Annotated in this window: 15 protein-coding genes; 5 read left to right on the plus strand and 10 right to left on the minus strand. The window is 71.3% G+C overall.

Annotated features, from left to right (window positions below; translation table 11 throughout):
• Nucleotides 1–83: 83 nt before the first annotated feature.
• From BLW82_RS15655 to BLW82_RS15675, 5 genes are all read right to left on the minus strand, one after another.
• Nucleotides 84–1,244, minus strand: coding sequence for a right-handed parallel beta-helix repeat-containing protein (locus tag BLW82_RS15655; RefSeq protein WP_256215813.1), 1,161 nt, complete (start codon nt 1,242–1,244; stop codon nt 84–86).
• Nucleotides 1,245–1,522: 278 nt separating this feature from the next.
• Complete coding sequence (locus BLW82_RS15660; RefSeq protein ID WP_256215814.1) at nt 1,523–3,475, minus strand: right-handed parallel beta-helix repeat-containing protein; 1,953 nt, start codon at nt 3,473–3,475, stop codon at nt 1,523–1,525.
• A gap of 4 nt (nt 3,476–3,479) precedes the next feature.
• Complete coding sequence (locus BLW82_RS15665; protein ID WP_256215815.1) at nt 3,480–4,772, minus strand: glycosyltransferase family 2 protein; 1,293 nt, start codon at nt 4,770–4,772, stop codon at nt 3,480–3,482.
• Between the two features lie 369 nt (nt 4,773–5,141).
• Nucleotides 5,142–7,181, minus strand: coding sequence for a thioredoxin domain-containing protein (locus BLW82_RS15670; RefSeq protein ID WP_093499393.1), 2,040 nt, complete (start codon nt 7,179–7,181; stop codon nt 5,142–5,144).
• Nucleotides 7,162–7,821 (minus strand): ArsR/SmtB family transcription factor, encoded by a 660-nt coding sequence (locus tag BLW82_RS15675; RefSeq protein ID WP_093499394.1) that lies wholly within the window; start codon nt 7,819–7,821, stop codon nt 7,162–7,164. Before BLW82_RS15675 ends, BLW82_RS15670 begins: the two co-directional genes overlap by 20 nt.
• Nucleotides 7,822–8,110: 289 nt before the next feature.
• Here BLW82_RS15675 and BLW82_RS15680 point away from each other — a divergent pair, with 289 nt between their 5' ends.
• Together BLW82_RS15680 and BLW82_RS15685 are read left to right on the plus strand one after the other, a co-directional pair.
• Nucleotides 8,111–8,515 (plus strand): hypothetical protein, encoded by a 405-nt coding sequence (locus tag BLW82_RS15680; protein WP_143063668.1) that lies wholly within the window; start codon nt 8,111–8,113, stop codon nt 8,513–8,515.
• A 151-nt stretch (nt 8,516–8,666) separates the two neighbouring features.
• Nucleotides 8,667–11,867, plus strand: a complete 3,201-nt coding sequence (locus tag BLW82_RS15685; protein WP_093499396.1) for a tetratricopeptide repeat protein — start codon at nt 8,667–8,669, stop codon at nt 11,865–11,867.
• A 6-nt stretch (nt 11,868–11,873) separates the two neighbouring features.
• On the opposite strand, the gene BLW82_RS15690 is transcribed toward BLW82_RS15685, so the two are convergent.
• Both BLW82_RS15690 and mca read right to left on the minus strand, forming a co-directional pair.
• Nucleotides 11,874–12,107 (minus strand): hypothetical protein, encoded by a 234-nt coding sequence (locus BLW82_RS15690; protein WP_177232958.1) that lies wholly within the window; start codon nt 12,105–12,107, stop codon nt 11,874–11,876.
• Nucleotides 12,100–12,981, minus strand: coding sequence for a mycothiol conjugate amidase Mca (mca, locus tag BLW82_RS15695; RefSeq protein WP_093499398.1), 882 nt, complete (start codon nt 12,979–12,981; stop codon nt 12,100–12,102). Before mca ends, BLW82_RS15690 begins: the two co-directional genes overlap by 8 nt.
• A gap of 139 nt (nt 12,982–13,120) precedes the next feature.
• On the opposite strand from mca, the gene BLW82_RS15700 reads away from it, so the two are divergent.
• Together BLW82_RS15700 and greA are read left to right on the plus strand one after the other, a co-directional pair.
• Complete coding sequence (locus tag BLW82_RS15700; RefSeq protein WP_093499399.1) at nt 13,121–13,519, plus strand: DUF4307 domain-containing protein; 399 nt, start codon at nt 13,121–13,123, stop codon at nt 13,517–13,519.
• 168 nt (nt 13,520–13,687) lie between these two features.
• Nucleotides 13,688–14,188 (plus strand): transcription elongation factor GreA, encoded by a 501-nt coding sequence (gene greA, locus BLW82_RS15705; RefSeq protein ID WP_093499400.1) that lies wholly within the window; start codon nt 13,688–13,690, stop codon nt 14,186–14,188.
• 62 nt (nt 14,189–14,250) lie between these two features.
• Here greA and BLW82_RS15710 read toward each other — a convergent pair whose 3' ends face one another.
• The 3 genes from BLW82_RS15710 to ilvA all read right to left on the minus strand — a co-directional run bounded on the left by BLW82_RS15710 (nt 14,251) and on the right by ilvA (nt 17,559).
• The gene (locus tag BLW82_RS15710; RefSeq protein WP_093499401.1) at nt 14,251–15,111 is read right to left on the minus strand and encodes an ABC transporter permease; all 861 of its coding nucleotides are present in this window, start codon (nt 15,109–15,111) and stop codon (nt 14,251–14,253) included.
• On the minus strand, nt 15,108–16,112 hold the full coding sequence (locus BLW82_RS15715) for an ATP-binding cassette domain-containing protein (RefSeq protein ID WP_093499402.1): 1,005 nt from the start codon (nt 16,110–16,112) through the stop codon (nt 15,108–15,110). The genes BLW82_RS15710 and BLW82_RS15715 overlap by 4 nt, the downstream gene beginning before the upstream one ends.
• Nucleotides 16,113–16,329: 217 nt before the next feature.
• Nucleotides 16,330–17,559, minus strand: coding sequence for a threonine ammonia-lyase (gene ilvA / locus BLW82_RS15720; RefSeq protein ID WP_093499403.1), 1,230 nt, complete (start codon nt 17,557–17,559; stop codon nt 16,330–16,332).
• Nucleotides 17,560–17,728: 169 nt separating this feature from the next.
• On the opposite strand from ilvA, the gene BLW82_RS15725 reads away from it, so the two are divergent.
• Nucleotides 17,729–18,223 carry a MarR family winged helix-turn-helix transcriptional regulator gene (locus tag BLW82_RS15725; protein WP_093508064.1) on the plus strand — a complete coding sequence of 165 codons (495 nt, stop codon included), beginning with the start codon at nt 17,729–17,731 and terminating at the stop codon, nt 18,221–18,223.
• Nucleotides 18,224–18,329 lie beyond the last annotated feature (106 nt).

The raw sequence follows: 18,329 nt of genomic DNA on the forward strand, positions 1-18,329 counted from the left end.
CGCGTGGGTGCGATGGGTGCGGTGGGTGAAGGAGAGGGAGCCGCGACCACGTGGGGCCCGGGTGCGGACCGGGCCCCACGCCGTCAGGAGGAGCAGGTGACGTTGGCGAGGCCCTTCGCCGCGTCGGTGACCTTGTTGTCGCAGGTGACCTTGTTGTTCTCGACGGGCGCGAAGTGGAAGCCGTAGCCGGGGCCGTCCACCTGCGCGGTGTTGGCCTGGAACACGTTTCCGGTGCCCCAGCCGTCGAGGATCCGGTGGGTCTGGAAGCCGTCCTCGTTGGAGTGCCGGCCGATGTTGGCCTTGATCAGCCAGTCGTTGCCCTTGACGTCGACCCAGGAGTCGTCGTGCCCCCCGCTGAGACCGGAGCCGTCGAAGGTGTTGCCGACGAGGGAGCCCCCGGTGGTGCCCTCCTTGATGTCGACGGACTCCGCAGTGGTGTCGCTGACGTGGTTGCCGCGGATCACGTTGTCGTCGCTCTTGTCGGGCTTGCAGTCGGTGACGGTGCACCAGTTGGACTGCGCGGACCCGACGTAGATGCCCTCGCCGAACTGCTCCTTGCGCTTGCCCGTGGCGCGGACGGTGTTGTTCTCGACCACGTTGCCGGAGCTGAAGTCGCGCAGGTGGATGCCCTCGTCGCCGATGTTCTCGACGGTCAGGCCCTGGATGACGGAGCCCTGGACCCGGTCCGCCATGACCCCCTTCTGGGCGTTGCGCACGGTGAAGCCGATCAGCCGCCAGTGGCTGGCGCCGTCGAGGTGGAAGGCGTAGCCGCCGTCGACACCGCCGGCGTCGATCACCGCGCCGGGACCGCCGCACAGGAAGATCGGACGGTCCGCCGTACCGGGGGTGGCGGCGGTGAAGCGGTCCGTGTAGACCCCGTCCCGCATCTCGATGACGTCACCCGGCTGCGCCTGGTCCAGCGCGTCCTTCAGGGACTTGGCGTCGCTGACGGTGACGGTGGCGGCCGGGCACTTCACAGGTCCCGGGGCGGCCGCGGCGGGGCCGGTGGCGGTGGGCGTGGCCGGACCGTCGGTGGCCGCCGTGCCGCCCGGCGCCGGACCGGAGGCCGTGGCACCGGCGTCACCGGGGTCGCCGGTGTCGTCCCCGTCGTCGGTGGGTTCGGCGACCGGGATGGTGGGGCCCGCGGTGGGGCCGGCGCCGTACACGACGGACCGGTCGGCGCCGGCCGAGACGCCCGCCACGATCAGCGCCACCACCGAGATCAGCAGGGCGGCCGAGGCCACCCAGAGCGGCGGCCCGCCGGCGAGCCAGATCCGGCGCGCCCGCTCAGCGGCGGACCCGGCCGGTGCGGAACCACCACCCTCGCCCGGACCGGCGCCACCGCCCGGAACACCGTCCTCGCGCGGAATGCCTCCGCTGCCCGGACCGCCGTCGCCCGGAACGCCGTCGTCGCGTGGACCGCCTTCGCCCGGAACGCCGTCATCGCGTGGACCGCCTTCGCCCGGAACGCCGTCATCGCGTGGAACGCCTTCGTCGGGCGGGCCCGTCGGGGTGTCCTTGTTCATTCGCTCATCACCGGCTCCCGGCGGCGGCCGACCACGGAGATCTCGTTCGGCGGCGGGGCGGGCAGCGGCGCCTTGTCGGAGTACGGGTGCACGATGCCCGCCCCCTGCCCGGCCGCTCGCCGCCTGCGCCGGCCCATGGCGGCCGAGAACAGGATGAGGAGCAGGATGCCCGTCCACAGCAGCGTCATCGGGCTGGCGTAGTGCTTCACCTTGACCCAGAAGGAGCTGGTGTCGTACCAGGCGAAGGTCTGGTTCTCCTTGATGTCGGCGCCGCCGTGGGAGCGACTGGAGTCCAGTGCGCTGGGGCCGACCCCGCCGATGACGTTGTAGGAGACGGTCGTGCCGTCCACGCCGCCGACCAGGCTGACGCCGTGGTTGGTCGCGTCCTGGACGGTGTTGCCGCGTATCTCGGCGTCCGAGTCGCGGACGTAGACGCCGGTCTGGGCCCCGTCGATGATGTTGCCGGTGACGGTGGCGTCGGTGACGCCGTCGCGGACCGAGATGCCCTGCCGGTTCTGGCCGCTCAGGCGGTTGCCGGTGATGGACACCTTGTCCGCGGCGAGGCGGGCCACGATACCCATGTCGCCGCCCTCGATGCGGTTGTTCTGCACGCCGACGTCGAAACCGCCGAGCACCTCGACGCCGTAGCGGCCGTTGTCCTTGGCCACGCTGTTGGCGACCGAGTTGGAGCCGTAGCTGTCGACGGCCTGCCCGGAGGCGGAGGGGCCGTCGGCCAGCGGCTTGCCGCTGAGGGTGTAGCCGTTGCCGCCGTTGCCCTCGGCGGTGGAGCCGCTGACCCGCACCTGCTGGGTGGCCCGGGAGAGGATGAAGCCGTCGCCGCCGTTGTCCTTGGCGACCGTGCGCTGCACGAGCGAGCTGGAGACGAACCGGTGCATGACCACCCCGTCCTCCAGGCTGTTCTCCACGGTCGTGTCGCTGATCTCGATCCCGGTGGCGCTGGAGATGAAGATCCCGAACGCGTTGCCGGTGATGGTCGAGTGCGTGATCGACCCGGAGACGTAGGACATGCCGCCGGTCGAGAACCGGGCGTCGGGAGTGGTCAGTTCGCCCGAGGGCATGGCCGTGACGTCACCGCTGGAGGTGTTCTGGTCGTTCTCGTCGCCCTGCCGGTCGGCCCGTTCGCGCGCGGTCTTGCCGTGCACCTGCCCGGTGTCCTCCAGCGAGCCGGTGTTGGGCCGGTCGGTGCCGGTGAGGCTGAGCCCGCCGGTTCGGCCGCTCCAGAACCCGAGGTTCGCGAGTTTGGCGTGCGCCATCTCGAACTGGCCGCCGATGGTGCGGATGTAGGCGCGGCCGTCCCGGACGTCGCTGTCGGCCTCGTTGGCCTGCGGGTCCCAGCTGGTGACGGTCAGCGGCGCCTGGGCGGTGCCCTGGAGGATCAGTTCGCCGCCGAAGGAGACGATGGAGACGAAGCCGCTGCGGTTGCTGGCCATGCGCAGGGTGAGGCCGCCGGGGTTGGACAGCTTCAGCTTGGCGCCGACGTTGAGGTAGATGTTCTCGGTCAGCAGGTACGAGCCGTCCTTGCGCCGCACGAAGGTCTGCGGGGCGAGTTTCAGCAGGTCGGCGATGGTGTAGGCGTTGCGGCGCTGGGTGAGCACCAGGGTGTACCCATTGTCGGTGTCCAGCCGGTACGGCACCGTCCACTTGGTGCTCTGAAGGGGCGCCACCGAGCTGAACGCCCGTACCTGGTTGAGCCGGTGGTCCTCGTCGGCGACCAGCGCGGCCTCGGTCTCCGCGTCCTGGGCGGCCGGCTTCTGCTTCTTGTCGCCGTCCCCGTCGGCGTGGGCCGTGGCCGAGGTGCCCAGCAGCAGCGTCGCCGCCACCGCGAAGGCGCCGAGCAGGGCCGCCGTCCTGGCACCGGCCCGGCGCAGACGGATGCCGGGGCCGGGTCTTCTCCTCGTCAGGGGGTGCGTCATGAGGGGGGTGGTCATGGCGTCAGATCACCTCGGGCTGGAGGGCGGTGTGGCTCTGGCCGCCGGCGGGTCCGGAGAGCGTGGCCGCGCTCTGGCCCTCGCCTCCGATGCTGGTGCTGGTGCGGGTGAGCCAGCCCTGCTTGTTCATGGTGACGAATGCGTAGAGCTTGAGCGGCAGCGAGATCATGATGACCACCAGGGCCGTCAACGGCAGCAGGAGGATCTCCTGCGGGTGCCTGCGCAGGTGCGAGTAGCCGCGGACGGCACGGCCCAGCAGCAGCCAGATCAGGGTGAGGACGATGCCGCGGCCGCTGAGGTCGAGCCGGCTCGTCAGCAGGTAGCCGAGGGCCATGCCCATGGTCACCGGGGTCAGCAGGATCTGCAGCACCGTGATCTTGGTGACCAGCGGGACGCGCCACAGCCAGCCCTTGTACAGCGCGGTCAGGTAGCACCGGTAGGAGTTGCGGCTCCACCGGACGCGCTGCTTCACGAAGGCGCGGAAGGAGGACGGGAACATGGAGACGGCCCGCGCGGAGGACTGGTGCACGGTCTTGTAGCCCGAGGCGAGCACCAGCCAGGTCAGCCGGCCGTCGTCGCCCGCCACGCAGCGGCGGCCGAGGAAGAACTCGTTCTCGAGGTTCTCGAGGACCGGCAGGACCGCTTCGCGGCGGTACGCGGCGGTACGGCCGGACAGACAGGCCACGGCACCGGCCCGGCCCATGGCCGGAACGTAGTCGTAGTAACGGAGGTTGACCAGCCAGTCGGCGACCCGGCGCCAGACGCTGGTGGTGCGCTGGTAGACGTTCTGCTGGGTGCCCACGCCGCCGACCGCCGGGTCCTCGAAGGGCATCTGCACGGCGTCGAGGAGACCCGGCTCCCAGCGGGTGTCGGAGTCCACCAGGACGAGGAGTTCGCTGGTGGCGGCCCGTATGCCGACCCCCAGGGCGGAACGTTTCCCTCTGTGCTCGAAGGCGAGCACCCGGACCCGGGGGTCCTCCACCAGCGACAGCCGGTGCAGTACCTCGTGGTCCTCGACGTCAGGAACGATGATGATCTCGGCCGGATCCTGGGCGAGCCAGGTCTCCAGGCACTCCAGCAGGATCTCCGGGTCCTCCCGGTAGGCCGGGACCACCACGGAGACGCTGGTACGGAATTTGTTGACGACTGGCTTGGCGAACCGGGAGAGCACCGCTCGGTACAACCACAGGGCCCAGACGAACAGTCCGGCCAGCCCCAGCGGCATCAGCTCTCGCCACGAAGTTTCCCCCACGGCCTCGACGATCCACGACCAGAGCTGGTCGAAGAACTCGGACAATGTTGTGCTCTCCCCCCACATGACACGACTGCCGCGGTCCGAAAATACGACGGAACCGGGCGCTGCTCCAGCGATGCTAGGGGCGCTTGAGTGAACGGAGATCACACAAAACACGAACTTCACTTACGAGGTCTTCACACTCATCCGCCCCAACCGTGATGGCGGGTCACACCTGTCACGGCACGGAGTGGATCCTATGAGGGAGATGTGAAGAGCGTGAACTCGACTGATAAATGGCATGTTTCGGCGCGGCGACCGGAAAGCCCGCGTCCCGTGCAGGGCGCGCGGAACCGCGCGAGCAACCCCACGCGCCCGCAGGCGACCACGCACCCGCACCCTTCGACGGGCTCCGGCGGGCTCCGGCGGGCTTCAGCCCCCGAGTGCCGCCCGCAGCCGCTCCGGGTCGACGGTCGGCGCGTCACACGTGAAGTTGCGGCACACGTACGCGGCCGCCTCCCCACCGACCAGCGGCCGCCCCGCGAGCAGCGGGAACTCGTCGCTCCCCACCGTCCCCACGGCCACCACCGCACCGGGCGCGGTACCCAGCAGCGCCGTACGGTGCAGATCGGCCGCGCGCGGATCCGTCGCGTCCGGTCCGACGACCGCGACCTCGCGCGGACCGTCCAGCAGCGCCTCGGCGACGGCGAGCCCCCACCCGACGAAGCGCGGCACGCGCGGTCCGAGCGTCCGGACGATCCCCAACGCCCGCTCCGCCGCGGTGCGATGAGGTTCGGAACCGGTGTGGGCCGCGTAGCCGAGCAGTGCACCGGCGGCGGCGCTCCAGCCCGAGGGTGTGGCGTTGTCGGTGGGGTCCTGCGGCCGGCGGATCAACTGCTCGGCGTCGGCGGCGGTGTCGTACAGGGCGCCGCTCTCCGGGCTCTCCCGGTCGGTGAAGCGGGCCAGGACATGGTCGAGGAGGAGTCCCGCGAACTCCAGCCAGACACCCTCACCGGTCACGGACGCCAGCACGAGGAAGCCCTCGGCGACGTCGCCGTAGTCCTCCAGGACGCCCGCGTTGGCGCCGGCCCTGCCGTCCCGGCTGGTACGGGCGAGCCGCGCGCGGTCGTCGAGATGGAGCCGTACGAGGAGGTCGGCGGCGCCGACGGCGGCCTCCACGAGATCGGGACGGTCGAAGTAGGCGCCGGTCTCCGCGAGCGCGGCGACGGCGAGGCCGTTCCAGGCGGCGACGACCTTGTCGTCCCGGCCCGGGGCCGGGCGTCCGGCCCGTGCGGCCAGCAGCCGCCGCCGGACGGACTCGATCCGCTCGGCGTCGAACACCCCTTCCTGTTGCGGGAGTTGCAGCACGGACTGCCCCTCCTCGAAGGTGCCCTCCGCGGTGACCCCGAAGTACCGGGCGGCCAGGTCCGCGTCGTCCTCCCCGAGGACCTCGCGGAGTTGGGCGGGCGTCCACACGTAGTACGCGCCCTCCACGTGCCGGCCGCTCCCGTCGTCGCTGTCGGCGTCCAGCGCCGAGGCGAACCCGCCCTCGGCGGTGCGCAGTTCGCGGACCATGAAGTCGGCGGTCTCCAGGGCGACCCGGCGGGCCAGGTCGGACCCGGTGGCCCGCCACAGGTGGGCGTACACCCGGCAGAGCAGGGCGTTGTCGTACAGCATCTTCTCGAAGTGCGGCACGACCCAGTCCCGGTCGACGGAGTAACGGGCAAAGCCGCCGCCGAGCTGGTCGTAGAGACCGCCCCGGGCCATCCGCTCGCAGGTGTCCACGGCCATCTGCAGCGCGCCCTCGGAACCGGTCCGGGCGTGGTGCCGCAGCAGGAACTCGATGACCATGGACGGCGGGAACTTGGGCGCACCGCCGAATCCGCCGCGCTGCGGGTCGTACTCACGGGTGAGCCCGAGCAGCGCCTGCGCCAGCTCCTGTTCACCGGGCGGCCGCCCGCCCTGGTGCCCCAGCTCCCGCTGGGCGAGATCCCGGACGATCTTCCCGGCCACCTCGGCCACCTCGTCCCGCCGGTCCGCCCACGCGGCCCGCACACCTTCCAGCACCTGCCGGAACGAGGGCATGCCGTGGCGCGGGGCGGGCGGGAAGTACGTACCGAAGTAGAAGGGTTCGGCATCCGGCGTGAGAAACACCGTCATGGGCCAGCCACCCTGCCCGGTGGCGGCCTGCACGGCCTCCATGTAGACGGCGTCGACGTCCGGCCGCTCCTCACGGTCGACCTTGATGCTGACGAAGTGCTCGTTGAGGTAGCCGGCGGTGGCCTCGTCCTCGAAGGACTCGTGGGCCATGACGTGGCACCAGTGGCAGGAGCTGTACCCGACGCTCAGCAGCACGGGTCTGTTCGCGGTCCGCGCGGCCTCGAAGGCCTCGGCCGACCAGGGCCACCAGTCGACGGGGTTGTCGGCGTGCTGGAGGAGGTACGGGGACGTCTCATGGGCCAGTCGGTTCACCCTCCCACTCTCCCACGGGGTCGGGAGCCGCGTAGAAGCGCAGATTCACCCGGCGTGCCCCCTCGGGGACGGCGTCGTCGGGGTGACTGTAGCGGTCGAGGAGTTCCTGGTAGGCGCGGACGAACTCGTGGAGGTCGGTCTGCGTCATCCAGGTGCCGGTGCGCTGCACCTGGGCCCAGCCCTGCGGTCCGCGGTACTCCTGGTGGGCGCGACGGAAGAGTCTGGTGTCGACCTCGATCTTCAGGAGGGCGAGGTGTTCGGCCGCCACGTACTCCTCGGGCGTCATGGCGGCCGGGTCCGGTGTGGTGTGGCTGAAGGGCAGGCCCCGCCACCAGCGTTCCCGGCCGCGCGACTTCTCGGGGATCTCCTCGATGAGCTTCTGCTCGGCGAGTTTGCGCAGGTGGTAGCTGGTGGTGCCGGAACTCTCGCCGAGTTCGCGGGCGAGCACGGTCGAGTTGGCCTCGCCGTGCCGGCCCAGGTAGTCGAGGATCCGGCGGCGCAGCGGGTTGCCGAGGGACCTGTAGAGGGCGGCGCGTTCGAGGCTGGTCAGCTCGGTGGGCGTCTCGGCGGGCGCGGCGGTCTTCTCGGCGGGTTCGGCGGGCTCGGGTGGTCCGGCCGTCCGGGGCGTGCCGTCGGTCATGCGGCCACCGTATCCCCGAGCCCTGGAACCCCGAGAACCCCGAGACCTCCCGGAACCCCGAGACGTCCCTGAGTCTCCCTGAGCCCTCCCCCATGTATGCCGAATTCCCTTTGCAGACTTTTCTCTGCGATCTAGCGTGAAGGCGATGGCGGAAGTGCCGGACGGGCTCGGACGGGCTCGGACGGCCCCGGACGGATTCACAGGTTCCACAGGCTCGGATCCGGAACAAGGCGAGGGGGATCAGGTGTTGGACCGGCTGACGGCGACGCAGACCCGAGGGGCGAAGCGGATGAGGCGGCTGAAGCGGTGGGCACTGATCCTGCTCGGGTCGTCCGCCGTGCTGCTCGTGCCGTGGACGGTGGTGCTGGCACTGACGCTGCCCGCCAGGACCGAGGTGCACAACTGGGCGATGGCCTGGATCGGACTGGACGTCCTGATGGCGGCGGGGTGCGCCGCGACGGCGGTACTGGGCCTGCGGGGCGACGCCCGGGCCCGGCTCACCGCGTCGGCGACGGCGTCGGTCGCGGTGCTGGACGCGTGGTTCGACATAACGACGTCGGCGGTGGGCACCGAGTTGCTGGAGGCGCTGGCGAGCGCGGTGGCCGAGGCGGGGCTGGCGGCGGCCTGCGTGTACCTGGCGCTGTCCAAGGGGTGGGGCCGGGTGGCCGCCCAGCCCGGACCGGCCGCCCGATAGCAGGACCGGCCGCCCGGTAGCAGGACCGGCCGCCCGGTGGTCTCGACCACCACCGAACCCTCACCCGCCCCTGATCGCCGCCCTCTCGCCAGCGCGCCCCTCCGCAAGGACACTTGTGGACAAAGGAGTTACCGCTGGAGGGGGACGGAACATGCGGGACGCCCATCGGGCGGAAGCCGATCGGCTGCTGGTTCGGGCCGTGGAGGAGGAGGTCCGCCGTTCGGGCGGCCGCGTCGACGGGCAGGTGCTGCTGTCCCGGGCGCGCGGCGGGCTGGCGGAGATGGAGCGGACGGCCGCCGAGGAGTACACGGCGTACACCCACGCCCTCGACGAGACGGAAGCCGGGCGGCCGCGCTTCGGCCGGCGCTACGCCAAGGAAGGCTCCGGAACTCCCCTGCTGGTCGCGGCCGTCGCGGCGGTCGCCGCCACCGTCGCCGACCTCTCCCTGGGCACCGGGGCGGCCACGGCGCTCGGCGCCGGCGTGGCCGTCGGGGTGGTCGGGGCGGCCGCCACGGTCGTCAAGGCCGCGGCTTCCCATCTGCCCGCCGCTCATCACCACGCCGGCGCGGCCGGCCAGCCCGGCGGTCCCGAGCAGTTGCGGCTGCAGTGGCTGACCGCGCTGGAGGTGCGGGGCATCCGGCCGTTCCTCGATCAGCAGCGGGTGCTCAGCGCCTCCACGGGACCGAAGAAGCAGGGCCCGGGGCTGCGCGGCGCGGACAAGAGCGCGGCGGCCCGGCGGCGGTCGGTGCTGGAGCAGTCGTTCGGTCAGCTCCCCGACGCGGGCCGTCCGTTCGCCGGCCGGCAGCAGGAGCTGGCGCGGATCCGGCAGTGGGCGCAGGCGGCCCGGGCGGCCACGGAGACCCGGCCGACCGTCGTGGTGCTGCACGGGGAGCCCGGCTCCGGCCGTACCGCCCTCGCCGTCCGGGCCACCCACGAGCTGAAGGACCTCTTCCGGGGTGCGGTCGTCGTGGACCTGCGCGGCGCCAGCCGGGAGGAGCCGCCGCTGCCCACCCGGGACGCCCTGCTGCACCTGCTCAACCGGCTGGGCGCGCCGCGCGAGCAGTTGCTGTTCCGTGAGCGTTCCTCCGCCGATCAGCAGGTCAAGCGGCTGAGCGAGCTGTACCACCAGCACCTGACGGGGCTGCCGGTGACGATCGTGCTGGACGACGCCTCGGATCCGGAGCAGGTGCGCGCCCTGGTGCCGGAGCGTTCCGACAGCCTGGTCCTGGTCACCGCCCGGGACCAGCTCGACCTGCCCGCCGACCTGTCGGCGTGGGTGCACCGGCTGCCGGTCACGGCGCTGGACGCGGCAGGCGCGGAGGAGCTGCTGGACGCGGTGGCCGAGGACGCGTCGGGGCCGTACGACGCGCAGTCCGCGGACCGGATCCGGGAGCTGTGCGGCGGGCTGCCGCTGGCACTGCGGGTGGCGGGGTCGTCGCTGGGTTCGCGTTCACCGCTCCAACTGGCCACGGACCTGGGCGCGTACGGTCCGGTCGGGCCGGTGGAGCGGGTGCTGTGGCTGCGGTACACCGACCAGCCGGAGGCCGGGCGGCGGCTGCTGCGCAGGCTTGCGCTGGCGGGCCGGGCCTCGATGGGCGCGGCGGCCGCCGCCGCCCTGCTGGGCGCCGACGAGGCGGAGGCCACCCGGCACCTGGTCGCGCTCACCCGGGCGGGCCTGGTCGACCACGTCCGGGGCAGCCGCTACCGCCTGCACGACCTGGTCCGCTCGTTCGCCCAGGCACGGCTCGTGGACGAGGAGTCCCCGGCCGACCGCACGGCGGCGCAGGAACGGCTGATCGTGAACTACGCGGAGCTGGCCGACTCGGTGCTGCGGCTGGTCGACGGCAACATGTCGACCCGCTCGGACCGGTTCAGCCCGCACGGCTTCACCTCGCTCGACGAGGCGCTGCGCTGGCTGGACGACGAGTCGAGCTTCATCACGGCGGCGCTGCGGCATGCGGAGGGCGTCGACCAGGCGGCCGTGCAGAACCTGCTGGGGGCGCTGTGCGACTACTGCCTGCTGCGCGGCGACCTCTACCGGCTCGGCGAGATCAGCGAGCTTGCCCAAGCCGTCGACCAGGGCCTCCTGGTGCGGTCGGTGCAGTGGCGTACCGGTATCGCGGCCCGTCAGCTCGGCGAGCTGGACAAGGCCCGCACCACTCTCACCTCCGTCGTCGACCTCTACCTGGAGGCGCATCACGACGCCGGCGCGGCCCGCGCGCTGTGCTCGCTCGGGATCACCCTGCACCATCAGGGCCACCTCACCGAGGCGGCCGCCAAGCTGCAGGAGGCCCTGGATCTCCAGGCGGCCCCCGACCTGGCCACCGACCGGGCGTGGACGATGCACGCGCTGGCGGCGGTGCAGCGCGACCGGGCCCGGCTGCCGGAGTCCCTCGACCTGCTCACCCGCTCGCTCGTCCTGCACCGGGAGGGCGGCTCGGTGCACGGCGAGGCCTGGGCGCACTTCCAGCTCGGCCAGCTGGCGCTGCGCATGGGCGACGTACCGCGGGCCGAGCAGGAGCTCGGGGCGGCGCTGGACCGTTACGGCCGCACCCGGGACGCACGGGGCGCGGCGTGGGCGCTGACCCAGCTGGCGAGGGCCAGGCTGGTGGCCGGCGACGCGTCCCCGGCTACGGACGGACTGCGCGCGGCGGCGGCCCGGCACCGGGAGAACGAGGACGCGCGCGGCGAGGCCTGGTCGGTGTACTACCTGGGCCTGGCCCTGGAGGAGACCGGCACCCTGGACCAGGCGGTCCGTGAGCTGGAGCGCTCGCGGTCGATGTTCTCCCGGATACGGGACGTCTACGGCCTGGCCTGTGCCCGCCACCACTCGGCCCGGGTCACTCGTGACCAGCGGGCGGCCCAGACCGGCTCGCTGCGAAACTCCGGCTTCGCCCGCCAGCTCCTGGTCGACGCCCGCGCCGACTTCCAGCGCATCGGCGTGGTGCACGGCGAGGCCTGGACGTGCCTGGAGCTGGCCGTCGTCGACGCCGGCAACACCCGCATCCAGCAGGCCCTCGCCCTGTGCGACGAGGCGGTCACCCTGTTCACGTCGTACGGCGACCGGCGCGGCGAGGACTGGGCCCGCTTCCTGCGCTGCACCCTGCTGCCGTACGCCGCGCCCGGCGGCGTGGAGGTGGGCACCGCCGTCGCGCAGGAGGACCTGGCCCAGCTCGCCCGCGCCGCGCACCCGCTGCGCGACGAGAAGCTGGCCGAGTACGTCACGGCGTACGGCCTGCTGCTGGAACGCGGAGTGCAGCTGGAGGCGGGCTGGCAGGCCTGGCGTCTGGGCATGGTGCCAGGCCGGCACGCCCGCGAGGTGATGGGCGTACCGGTGCCGGCCGCGATCTGACGCCGGTCAGCTCCTGGGGTCGGCCGTCGGCGTCTTGGAGTCCGCCCCGGTCTGGACGGACTCCTTGAAGTCGACCTTCTGCATGTGCTTGTTCATGGACTTCATCAGACCCCAGACCGCCAGGGCCATCACCGCGAAGACGATGAAGCCGAGGACTCCGGGGGTGACCTTGTTCTCGTCGACCTCCTTGGCAAGAGGGACGAGGTGCGTCAGTGCCAGGCTTGCGCTCATGTCAGGCATTGTCGCGGATGCCCGCAAAGAGGTCGTCCTCGGGGAGGGAGGTGTCGACGAGCGACTTCGCCAGCTCGTACTCCTCGGTCGGCCAGACCTCCTTCTGGAGCTCCATCGGCACCTTGAACCAGCCGCCGTCCGGATCGATCTGCGTGGCGTGCGCGATCAGCGCCTTGTCACGGATCTCGAAGAAGTCCGCGCACGGGATGTGCGTGGTCAGGGTGCGCTCGGTGCGCTCCATCTCGTTCCACCGCTTCAGCCAGTCCCCGTACGGCGACTCCAGGCCACGGTCCAGCATGGCCTGGTGCAGCGCCTCGGTGCGCGGGCGGTTGAAGCCCTGGTTGTAGTAGAGCTTCTGCGGCTGGAAGACCGGCCCGAACTCGCCCTCGGGGTACTTCTCGGCGTCGGCCGCGCCCTCGAAGGCCACCATCGAGATCTTGTGGGTCATGATGTGGTCCGGGTGCGGGTAGCCGCCGTTCTCGTCGTAGGTGGTGATCACCTGGGGACGGAACGCGCGGATCCTGCGCACCAGCTCGCCGGCCGCCTTGTCGACGTCCTCCAGGGCGAAGCAGCCCTCGGGCAGCGGCGGCAGCGGGTCGCCCTCGGGCAGACCGGAGTCGACGAAGCCGAGCCACTGCTGCTTGACCCCGAGGATCTCGCGGGCCTCGTCCATCTCCTTCTTGCGTACCTCGTGGATGTGCTCCTCGAGGTACTTGTCGCCCTGCAGCTTGGGATTGAGGATGGAGCCGCGCTCCCCGCCCGTGCAGGTCACGACCAGCACGTCCACCCCCTCGGACACGTACTTCGCCATGGTGGCCGCGCCCTTGCTCGACTCGTCGTCGGGGTGCGCGTGGACGGCCATCAGTCGCAGCTGGTCAGTCAAGACTCAATCCTTGGTAAGTCGGCGCCCCGGTAGCCCGGGGGCAATCGGCGGCTTCTATAGTGACCGAATCGGGGGGCGAATAATTCCGGGGTCCGGTTCCCGAGCGGGTCCGGGGGTGGTTCCTGCCAGGAGGACGATCATGAGTACCGCGAGCACGCGGCTGCCCGAGGGCCGTTACGGCAGCTCCTCGGACGAGCGCGCAGACCGCAAGCTCAGGGTCGCCGGTGCGGTGCTGGGTGCCCTGCTGCTCGTCCTGGTCGGCTACTGGGCCTACCACTATGTCGTACAGAGCAAGATCAGCGCCCAGGTCGTGACCTTCGCCGCTTCGGCCCACGCGGTCGAGGTGCATCTGGAGGTCCACAAGGACTCCGGCGCCTCCGGCTACTGCACGCTGCGCTCCCAGGCGGCGGACGGCTCCGAGGTGGGCCGGGCGGACTTCCGCTTCACCGGCTCCGCGACCGAGATCGACCGGGTGGTCACCCTGCGTACGACGGCCCGGGGCACCACAGCGGAGCTGCTCGGCTGCCACGCCGACTGACATCAGCCGGAATACGTAGGCCCTGACCTGCGTTGACGTAATTCTCATGGCTTATGTCCTCCCCCTTCCGTCGTTGAATTGTTAGGCTCGTGGTTTCGCCCTTCCAAGAAGGAACATGCTTCCGGGTAGGGCGATGCTTTGTATTCCCAGTACCGACGAGGAGCACCTGTGACCCAGACCAGCGAGAACGTCACCTGGCTGACCCAGGAGGCGTACAACCAGCTCAAGGCCGAGCTGGAGTACCTGTCTGGTCCTGCGCGCACGGAGATCGCCGCCAAGATCGCCGCCGCGCGCGAGGAGGGCGACCTGCGCGAGAACGGCGGGTACCACGCGGCCAAGGAGGAGCAGGGCAAGCAGGAGCTCCGTGTGCGCCAGCTGACCCAGCTTCTGGAGAACGCCAAGGTCGGCGAGGCCCCGGCGTCCGCGGACGGCGCCGTCGCGCCCGGCATGGTGGTGACCATCGCCTTCGACGGTGACGAGGACGACACCATGACCTTCCTTCTGGCCTCCCGCGAGTACGCCAGCGCCGACATCGAGACGTACTCCCCGCAGTCCCCCCTGGGTACCGGCGTGATCGGTCACAAGGTGGGCGAGGACGCGGAGTACGAGCTGCCGAACGGCAAGAAGGCCTCGGTGAGGATCCTGAAGGCCGAGCCCTACTCGGGCTGACCCCGGACAGACATCCGCCCCCGGCGTCCAGGTGACGCCGGGGGCTTTTGTCGTGCCGGGCGTCAGGCGGTGGCGGAGCGGTACTTGCGGACCGCGAGCGTCCGGAATATCGCGATGATCAGGACCGAGTAGATCAGCGAGGCCCACACCGGGTGCTGCATCGGCCAGGCCTGCGACAGGGACTGGCCGGGGTTGCCGAAGAGCACCCGGCAGGCCTGCACCGTGGCGCTGAACGGGTTCCACTCGGCGATGTGCCGCAGCCACGGGGTCATGTGGCCGGTGTCCACGAAGGCGTTCGAGATGAAGGTGACCGGGAACAGCCAGATCAGTCCGCTGGAGGTGGCCGCCTCGGGAGTGCGGACGGACATGCCGATCAGGGCGCCGATCCAGGTGAACGCGTAGCCGAGCAGGAGCAGGAGCGCGAAGGCGGCGAGGACCTTGCCGACGTTGGTGTCGCCGTCGGTCCCGACGCGCCAGCCGACGATCAGGGCGACCACGGCCAGGACCACCAGGGTCAGGGCCGTCTGCACCAGGTCGGCGAGTGTGCGCCCGGTCAGCACCGCACCGCGCGCCATGGGCAGGGAGCGGAAGCGGTCGATGAGTCCCTTGTGCATGTCGTCGGCGATGCCGGCTCCGGAGCTGGCCGTCGCGAAGGTGACGGTCTGCGCGAAGATGCCGGCCATCAGGAAGTTCTTGTAGTCGACGGCGCTGGTGCTGCCGCCGATCTGCATGGACCCGCCGAAGACGTAGGTGAACAGCACCACGAACATGATGGGCTGGATCAGCCCGTAGATAATCATTTCAGGGATCCGGGACATCCGGATCAGGTTCCTCTTCGCCACGACCATCGAGTCGCGGAACGACTGGGTCAGGGCGTTGCCGGGGGCGGCCGGCACCCGCGCGGTGTCGCTGACGGCGCTCACTTCACGGCCTCCTTGCGGGTGTTCTTCTTGCTGCCCGGCTCGCCGTTGCCCTCGGGCTTCTCCTCGGCCACGTGTCCGGTCAGGGAGAGGAAGACGTCGTCGAGGGTGGGGCGGCGCAGGGCGATGTCGTCGATCTCGATGCCCCGGGAGTCCAGCTCGCGGATGACCTCGGCGAGCAGCTTGGCGCCGCCGGTGACGGGGACGGTGAGCTTGCGGGTGTGCTCCTCGACGGTGGTGTCGCCCTTGCCGAAGCCGCGCAGCACCTCGGCGGCGGTCCGGATGTGGTCGCGCTCGTGCACCACGACCTCGACGCGCTCGCCGCCGGTGCGGGCCTTGAGTTCGTCGGAGGTGCCCTGGGCGATGACCTTGCCGTGGTCGACGACCGCGATGTCGTGGGCGAGGTGGTCGGCCTCTTCCAGGTACTGGGTGGTGAGCAGCAGGGTGGTGCCACCGGAGACCAGTTGCTGGATGACCTCCCACAGCTGCTGGCGGTTGCGCGGGTCGAGGCCGGTGGTCGGCTCGTCCATGAACATCACCGGCGGGGAGACGACCAGGGCGGCGGCGAGGTCGAGGCGGCGGCGCATGCCGCCGGAGTAGGTCTTGGTGGGGCGGTCGGCGGCGTCGGTGAGATTGAACTGCTCAAGCAGCTCGATCGCGCGGGCCTTGGCCTGCTTGGCCCGCATCTGGTAGAGCTGGCCGACCATCTGCAGGTTCTCGCGGCCGGTGAGGTACTCGTCGACCGCCGCGAACTGTCCGGACAGGCCGATGGAGCGGCGTACGGCGTCCGGTTGCCCGAGGACGTCTATGCCCGCGACGACGGCCTTGCCGCTGTCGGGGCGGAGCAGGGTCGTCAGGCAGCGGACGGCTGTCGTCTTGCCCGCGCCGTTCGGCCCGAGCAGTCCGAGGACCGTGCCTTCGGGGACGTCGAGGTCGACGCCGTCCAAAGCCCTTACGTCGCCGAAGGTCTTGACCAGACCTTCGGCATAGATGGCGCCTGGCATATGGGTCTCCACGTCGTCGGGGTTGCTGTGAGAAGGCTAGGTACGCGGCCCTCGGTCCGCCTATGGTTTTCCGCCGGGGCGACGGCGGGCAGGAGAGGGCGCGACGGCCACGAGACACACCATAACGCGATGTATCGCGTCCGTCGACGGGTTTCCCCGAACGAGTGACTGAACAGCTGCCGACCTGGGCCTTTACCGCCGGGAACGGCCGCCGAGCTCAGTCGATGACCGTGTAACCGGCCTCCCGCAGGGACCGGCCGACCTCGGTGCAGTGGACCGGACCCTTGGTCTCCAGGTGGAGTTCGACCTCCGCCTCCGTGAGCCCGAGGCGGGGGTCGGTGCGGATGTGGCTCACGTCGAGGACGTTCGCGTCGACCGCGGACAGCACCCCGAGCAGGGTGGCGAGCGCGCCCGGCCGGTCGGTCAGCCGCAGCCGTACGGCCAGGTAGCGGCCCTGCGCGGCCATGCCGTGCCGCAGCACCCGCTGCAGCAGCACCGGGTCCACGTTGCCGCCGGACAGCACGGCGACGACCGGTCCGGCGAAGGCGCCGGGCTCGCCGAGCAGCGCCGCGACCGGGCTGGCCCCGGCCGGTTCCACGACCATCTTGGCCCGCTCCAGGCAGAGCAGCAGCGCGGCGGACAGCTGGTCCTCGCTGACCGTGCGGACCTCGTCGACCAGCTCCTCGACGAGTGCGAACGGCACGTCACCGGGCCGTCCGACCCTGATGCCGTCGGCCATCGTCGCCGGGTTCGCCACCGTGACCGGGCGCCCGGCAGCCAGCGAGGGCGGATACGCGGCCGCGCCCGCCGCCTGGACGCCGACGATCCGCACGTCCGGCCGGACCGCCTTCACCGCGACCGCGATCCCCGCCGCGAGCCCGCCGCCGCCGATCCCGACGACGATCGTGCCGACCTCCGGGCACTGGTCCAGGATCTCCAGCCCCACCGTGCCCTGGCCGGCGATGACGTCCGGGTGGTCGAAGGGGTGGATGAACACCGCGCCGGTCTCGGCCGCGTACTCCTGGGCGGCGGCCAGCGTCTCGTCGACCACCTGGCCGTGCAGCCGCACCTCGGCTCCGTACTCCCGGGTGGCACTGATCTTGGGCAGCGGGGCGCCGTTGGGCATGAACACCGTCGAGTGCACGCCGAGCAGTGACGATGCCAGCGCCACGCCCTGCGCGTGGTTCCCGGCGCTCGCGGCGACGACCCCGGCGGCACGCTCCTCGGGCAGCAGCCCGGCGATCCGGACGTAGGCGCCGCGCAGCTTGAACGAACCGGTCCGCTGGAGGTTCTCGCACTTGAGGTGCACCGGCGAGCCGACCAACTGGGACAGATGCCTGCTGCCCTCCATCGCGGTCGTCCGCGCCACGCCCGTGAGCATCTTCTGGGCGCCTCGCACGTCGTCGAGGGTGACGGGGCGCAAGGAGTCAGCCGTGCTGTAGCTCATGACTCAAGTCTCGCAGTTCACAGGCCGGAGGCGCGGGTGTGACCAACCTCCGAGACCGGTTTGCGCAGCGCCGGTACGGCTCGCCCCCTGTCCGCGTACTCTGTCCCCCACATCAGCACTCCTTTCATGAAGCGAGCCCCCGGCCATGCCCACAACACCCGAAATGTCGATGGACATGACGACCGTCGGTGACACCGGTCTTCTCGACACGCTGCAGCACGAGGTGGCGGTGTTCGCCCGCCGTGCCGAACAGACCCGGCTCGGAGGCGTCGGGCAGGTGCGCAACTCCATGGACCGCGCCGCGTATCTGCTGCTCAACCGCCTGGACAAGGAAGGCCCCATGGGGGTCAAGGCGCTCGCCGCGAGCATGGGGATCGACTCGTCCACGGTCACCCGGCAGGTGGCTCCGCTGGTCGACACCGGGCTCGTCAAGCGCACCTCCCACCCCGAGGACGGCCGGGCCGTGGTGCTCCAGCTGTCCCCGCGCGGGCTGTCGCGGCTGGAGGAAGTGCGATCGTCGCGGCGCCAGTTGATGGCGGAGCTGACGCAGGACTGGGAGCCGGCGGAGCGCGAGACGTTCTGCGCGCTGCTCACCCGCTTCAACAGCGCGCTGTCGGCGCGGATGGCGGTGCCGCCGGGCTCGGACACCACGCCGGCCTCCTGACCACCCCGACCGGCCCCCGCAGGCAGCCGCCGCATCCGCCACGCGCGCGTGCCGCACATATCCGCCACGCGCGCGGGCTGCGCGGCTCTTGACCGAGGGCCCGGCC

It is taken from the genome of Streptomyces sp. Ag109_O5-10 (assembly GCF_900105755.1).
Taxonomy (GTDB): domain Bacteria; phylum Actinomycetota; class Actinomycetes; order Streptomycetales; family Streptomycetaceae; genus Streptomyces.

Excerpts from the sequence above, each read along its gene's own strand:
- BLW82_RS15675 (WP_093499394.1), bottom strand. The coding sequence starts at position 7,821 with ATGACCGACGGCACGCCCCGGACGGCCGGACCACCCGAGCCCGCCGAA.
- BLW82_RS15685 (WP_093499396.1), top strand. The coding sequence starts at position 8,667 with ATGCGGGACGCCCATCGGGCGGAAGCCGATCGGCTGCTGGTTCGGGCC.
- ilvA (WP_093499403.1), bottom strand. The coding sequence starts at position 17,559 with ATGAGCTACAGCACGGCTGACTCCTTGCGCCCCGTCACCCTCGACGAC.
- BLW82_RS15680 (WP_143063668.1), top strand. The coding sequence starts at position 8,111 with ATGAGGCGGCTGAAGCGGTGGGCACTGATCCTGCTCGGGTCGTCCGCC.
- BLW82_RS15660 (WP_256215814.1), bottom strand. The coding sequence starts at position 3,475 with ATGACCACCCCCCTCATGACGCACCCCCTGACGAGGAGAAGACCCGGC.
- BLW82_RS15690 (WP_177232958.1), bottom strand. The coding sequence starts at position 12,107 with ATGCCTGACATGAGCGCAAGCCTGGCACTGACGCACCTCGTCCCTCTT.
- BLW82_RS15725 (WP_093508064.1), top strand. The coding sequence starts at position 17,729 with ATGGACATGACGACCGTCGGTGACACCGGTCTTCTCGACACGCTGCAG.
- BLW82_RS15700 (WP_093499399.1), top strand. The coding sequence starts at position 13,121 with ATGAGTACCGCGAGCACGCGGCTGCCCGAGGGCCGTTACGGCAGCTCC.
- BLW82_RS15715 (WP_093499402.1), bottom strand. The coding sequence starts at position 16,112 with ATGCCAGGCGCCATCTATGCCGAAGGTCTGGTCAAGACCTTCGGCGAC.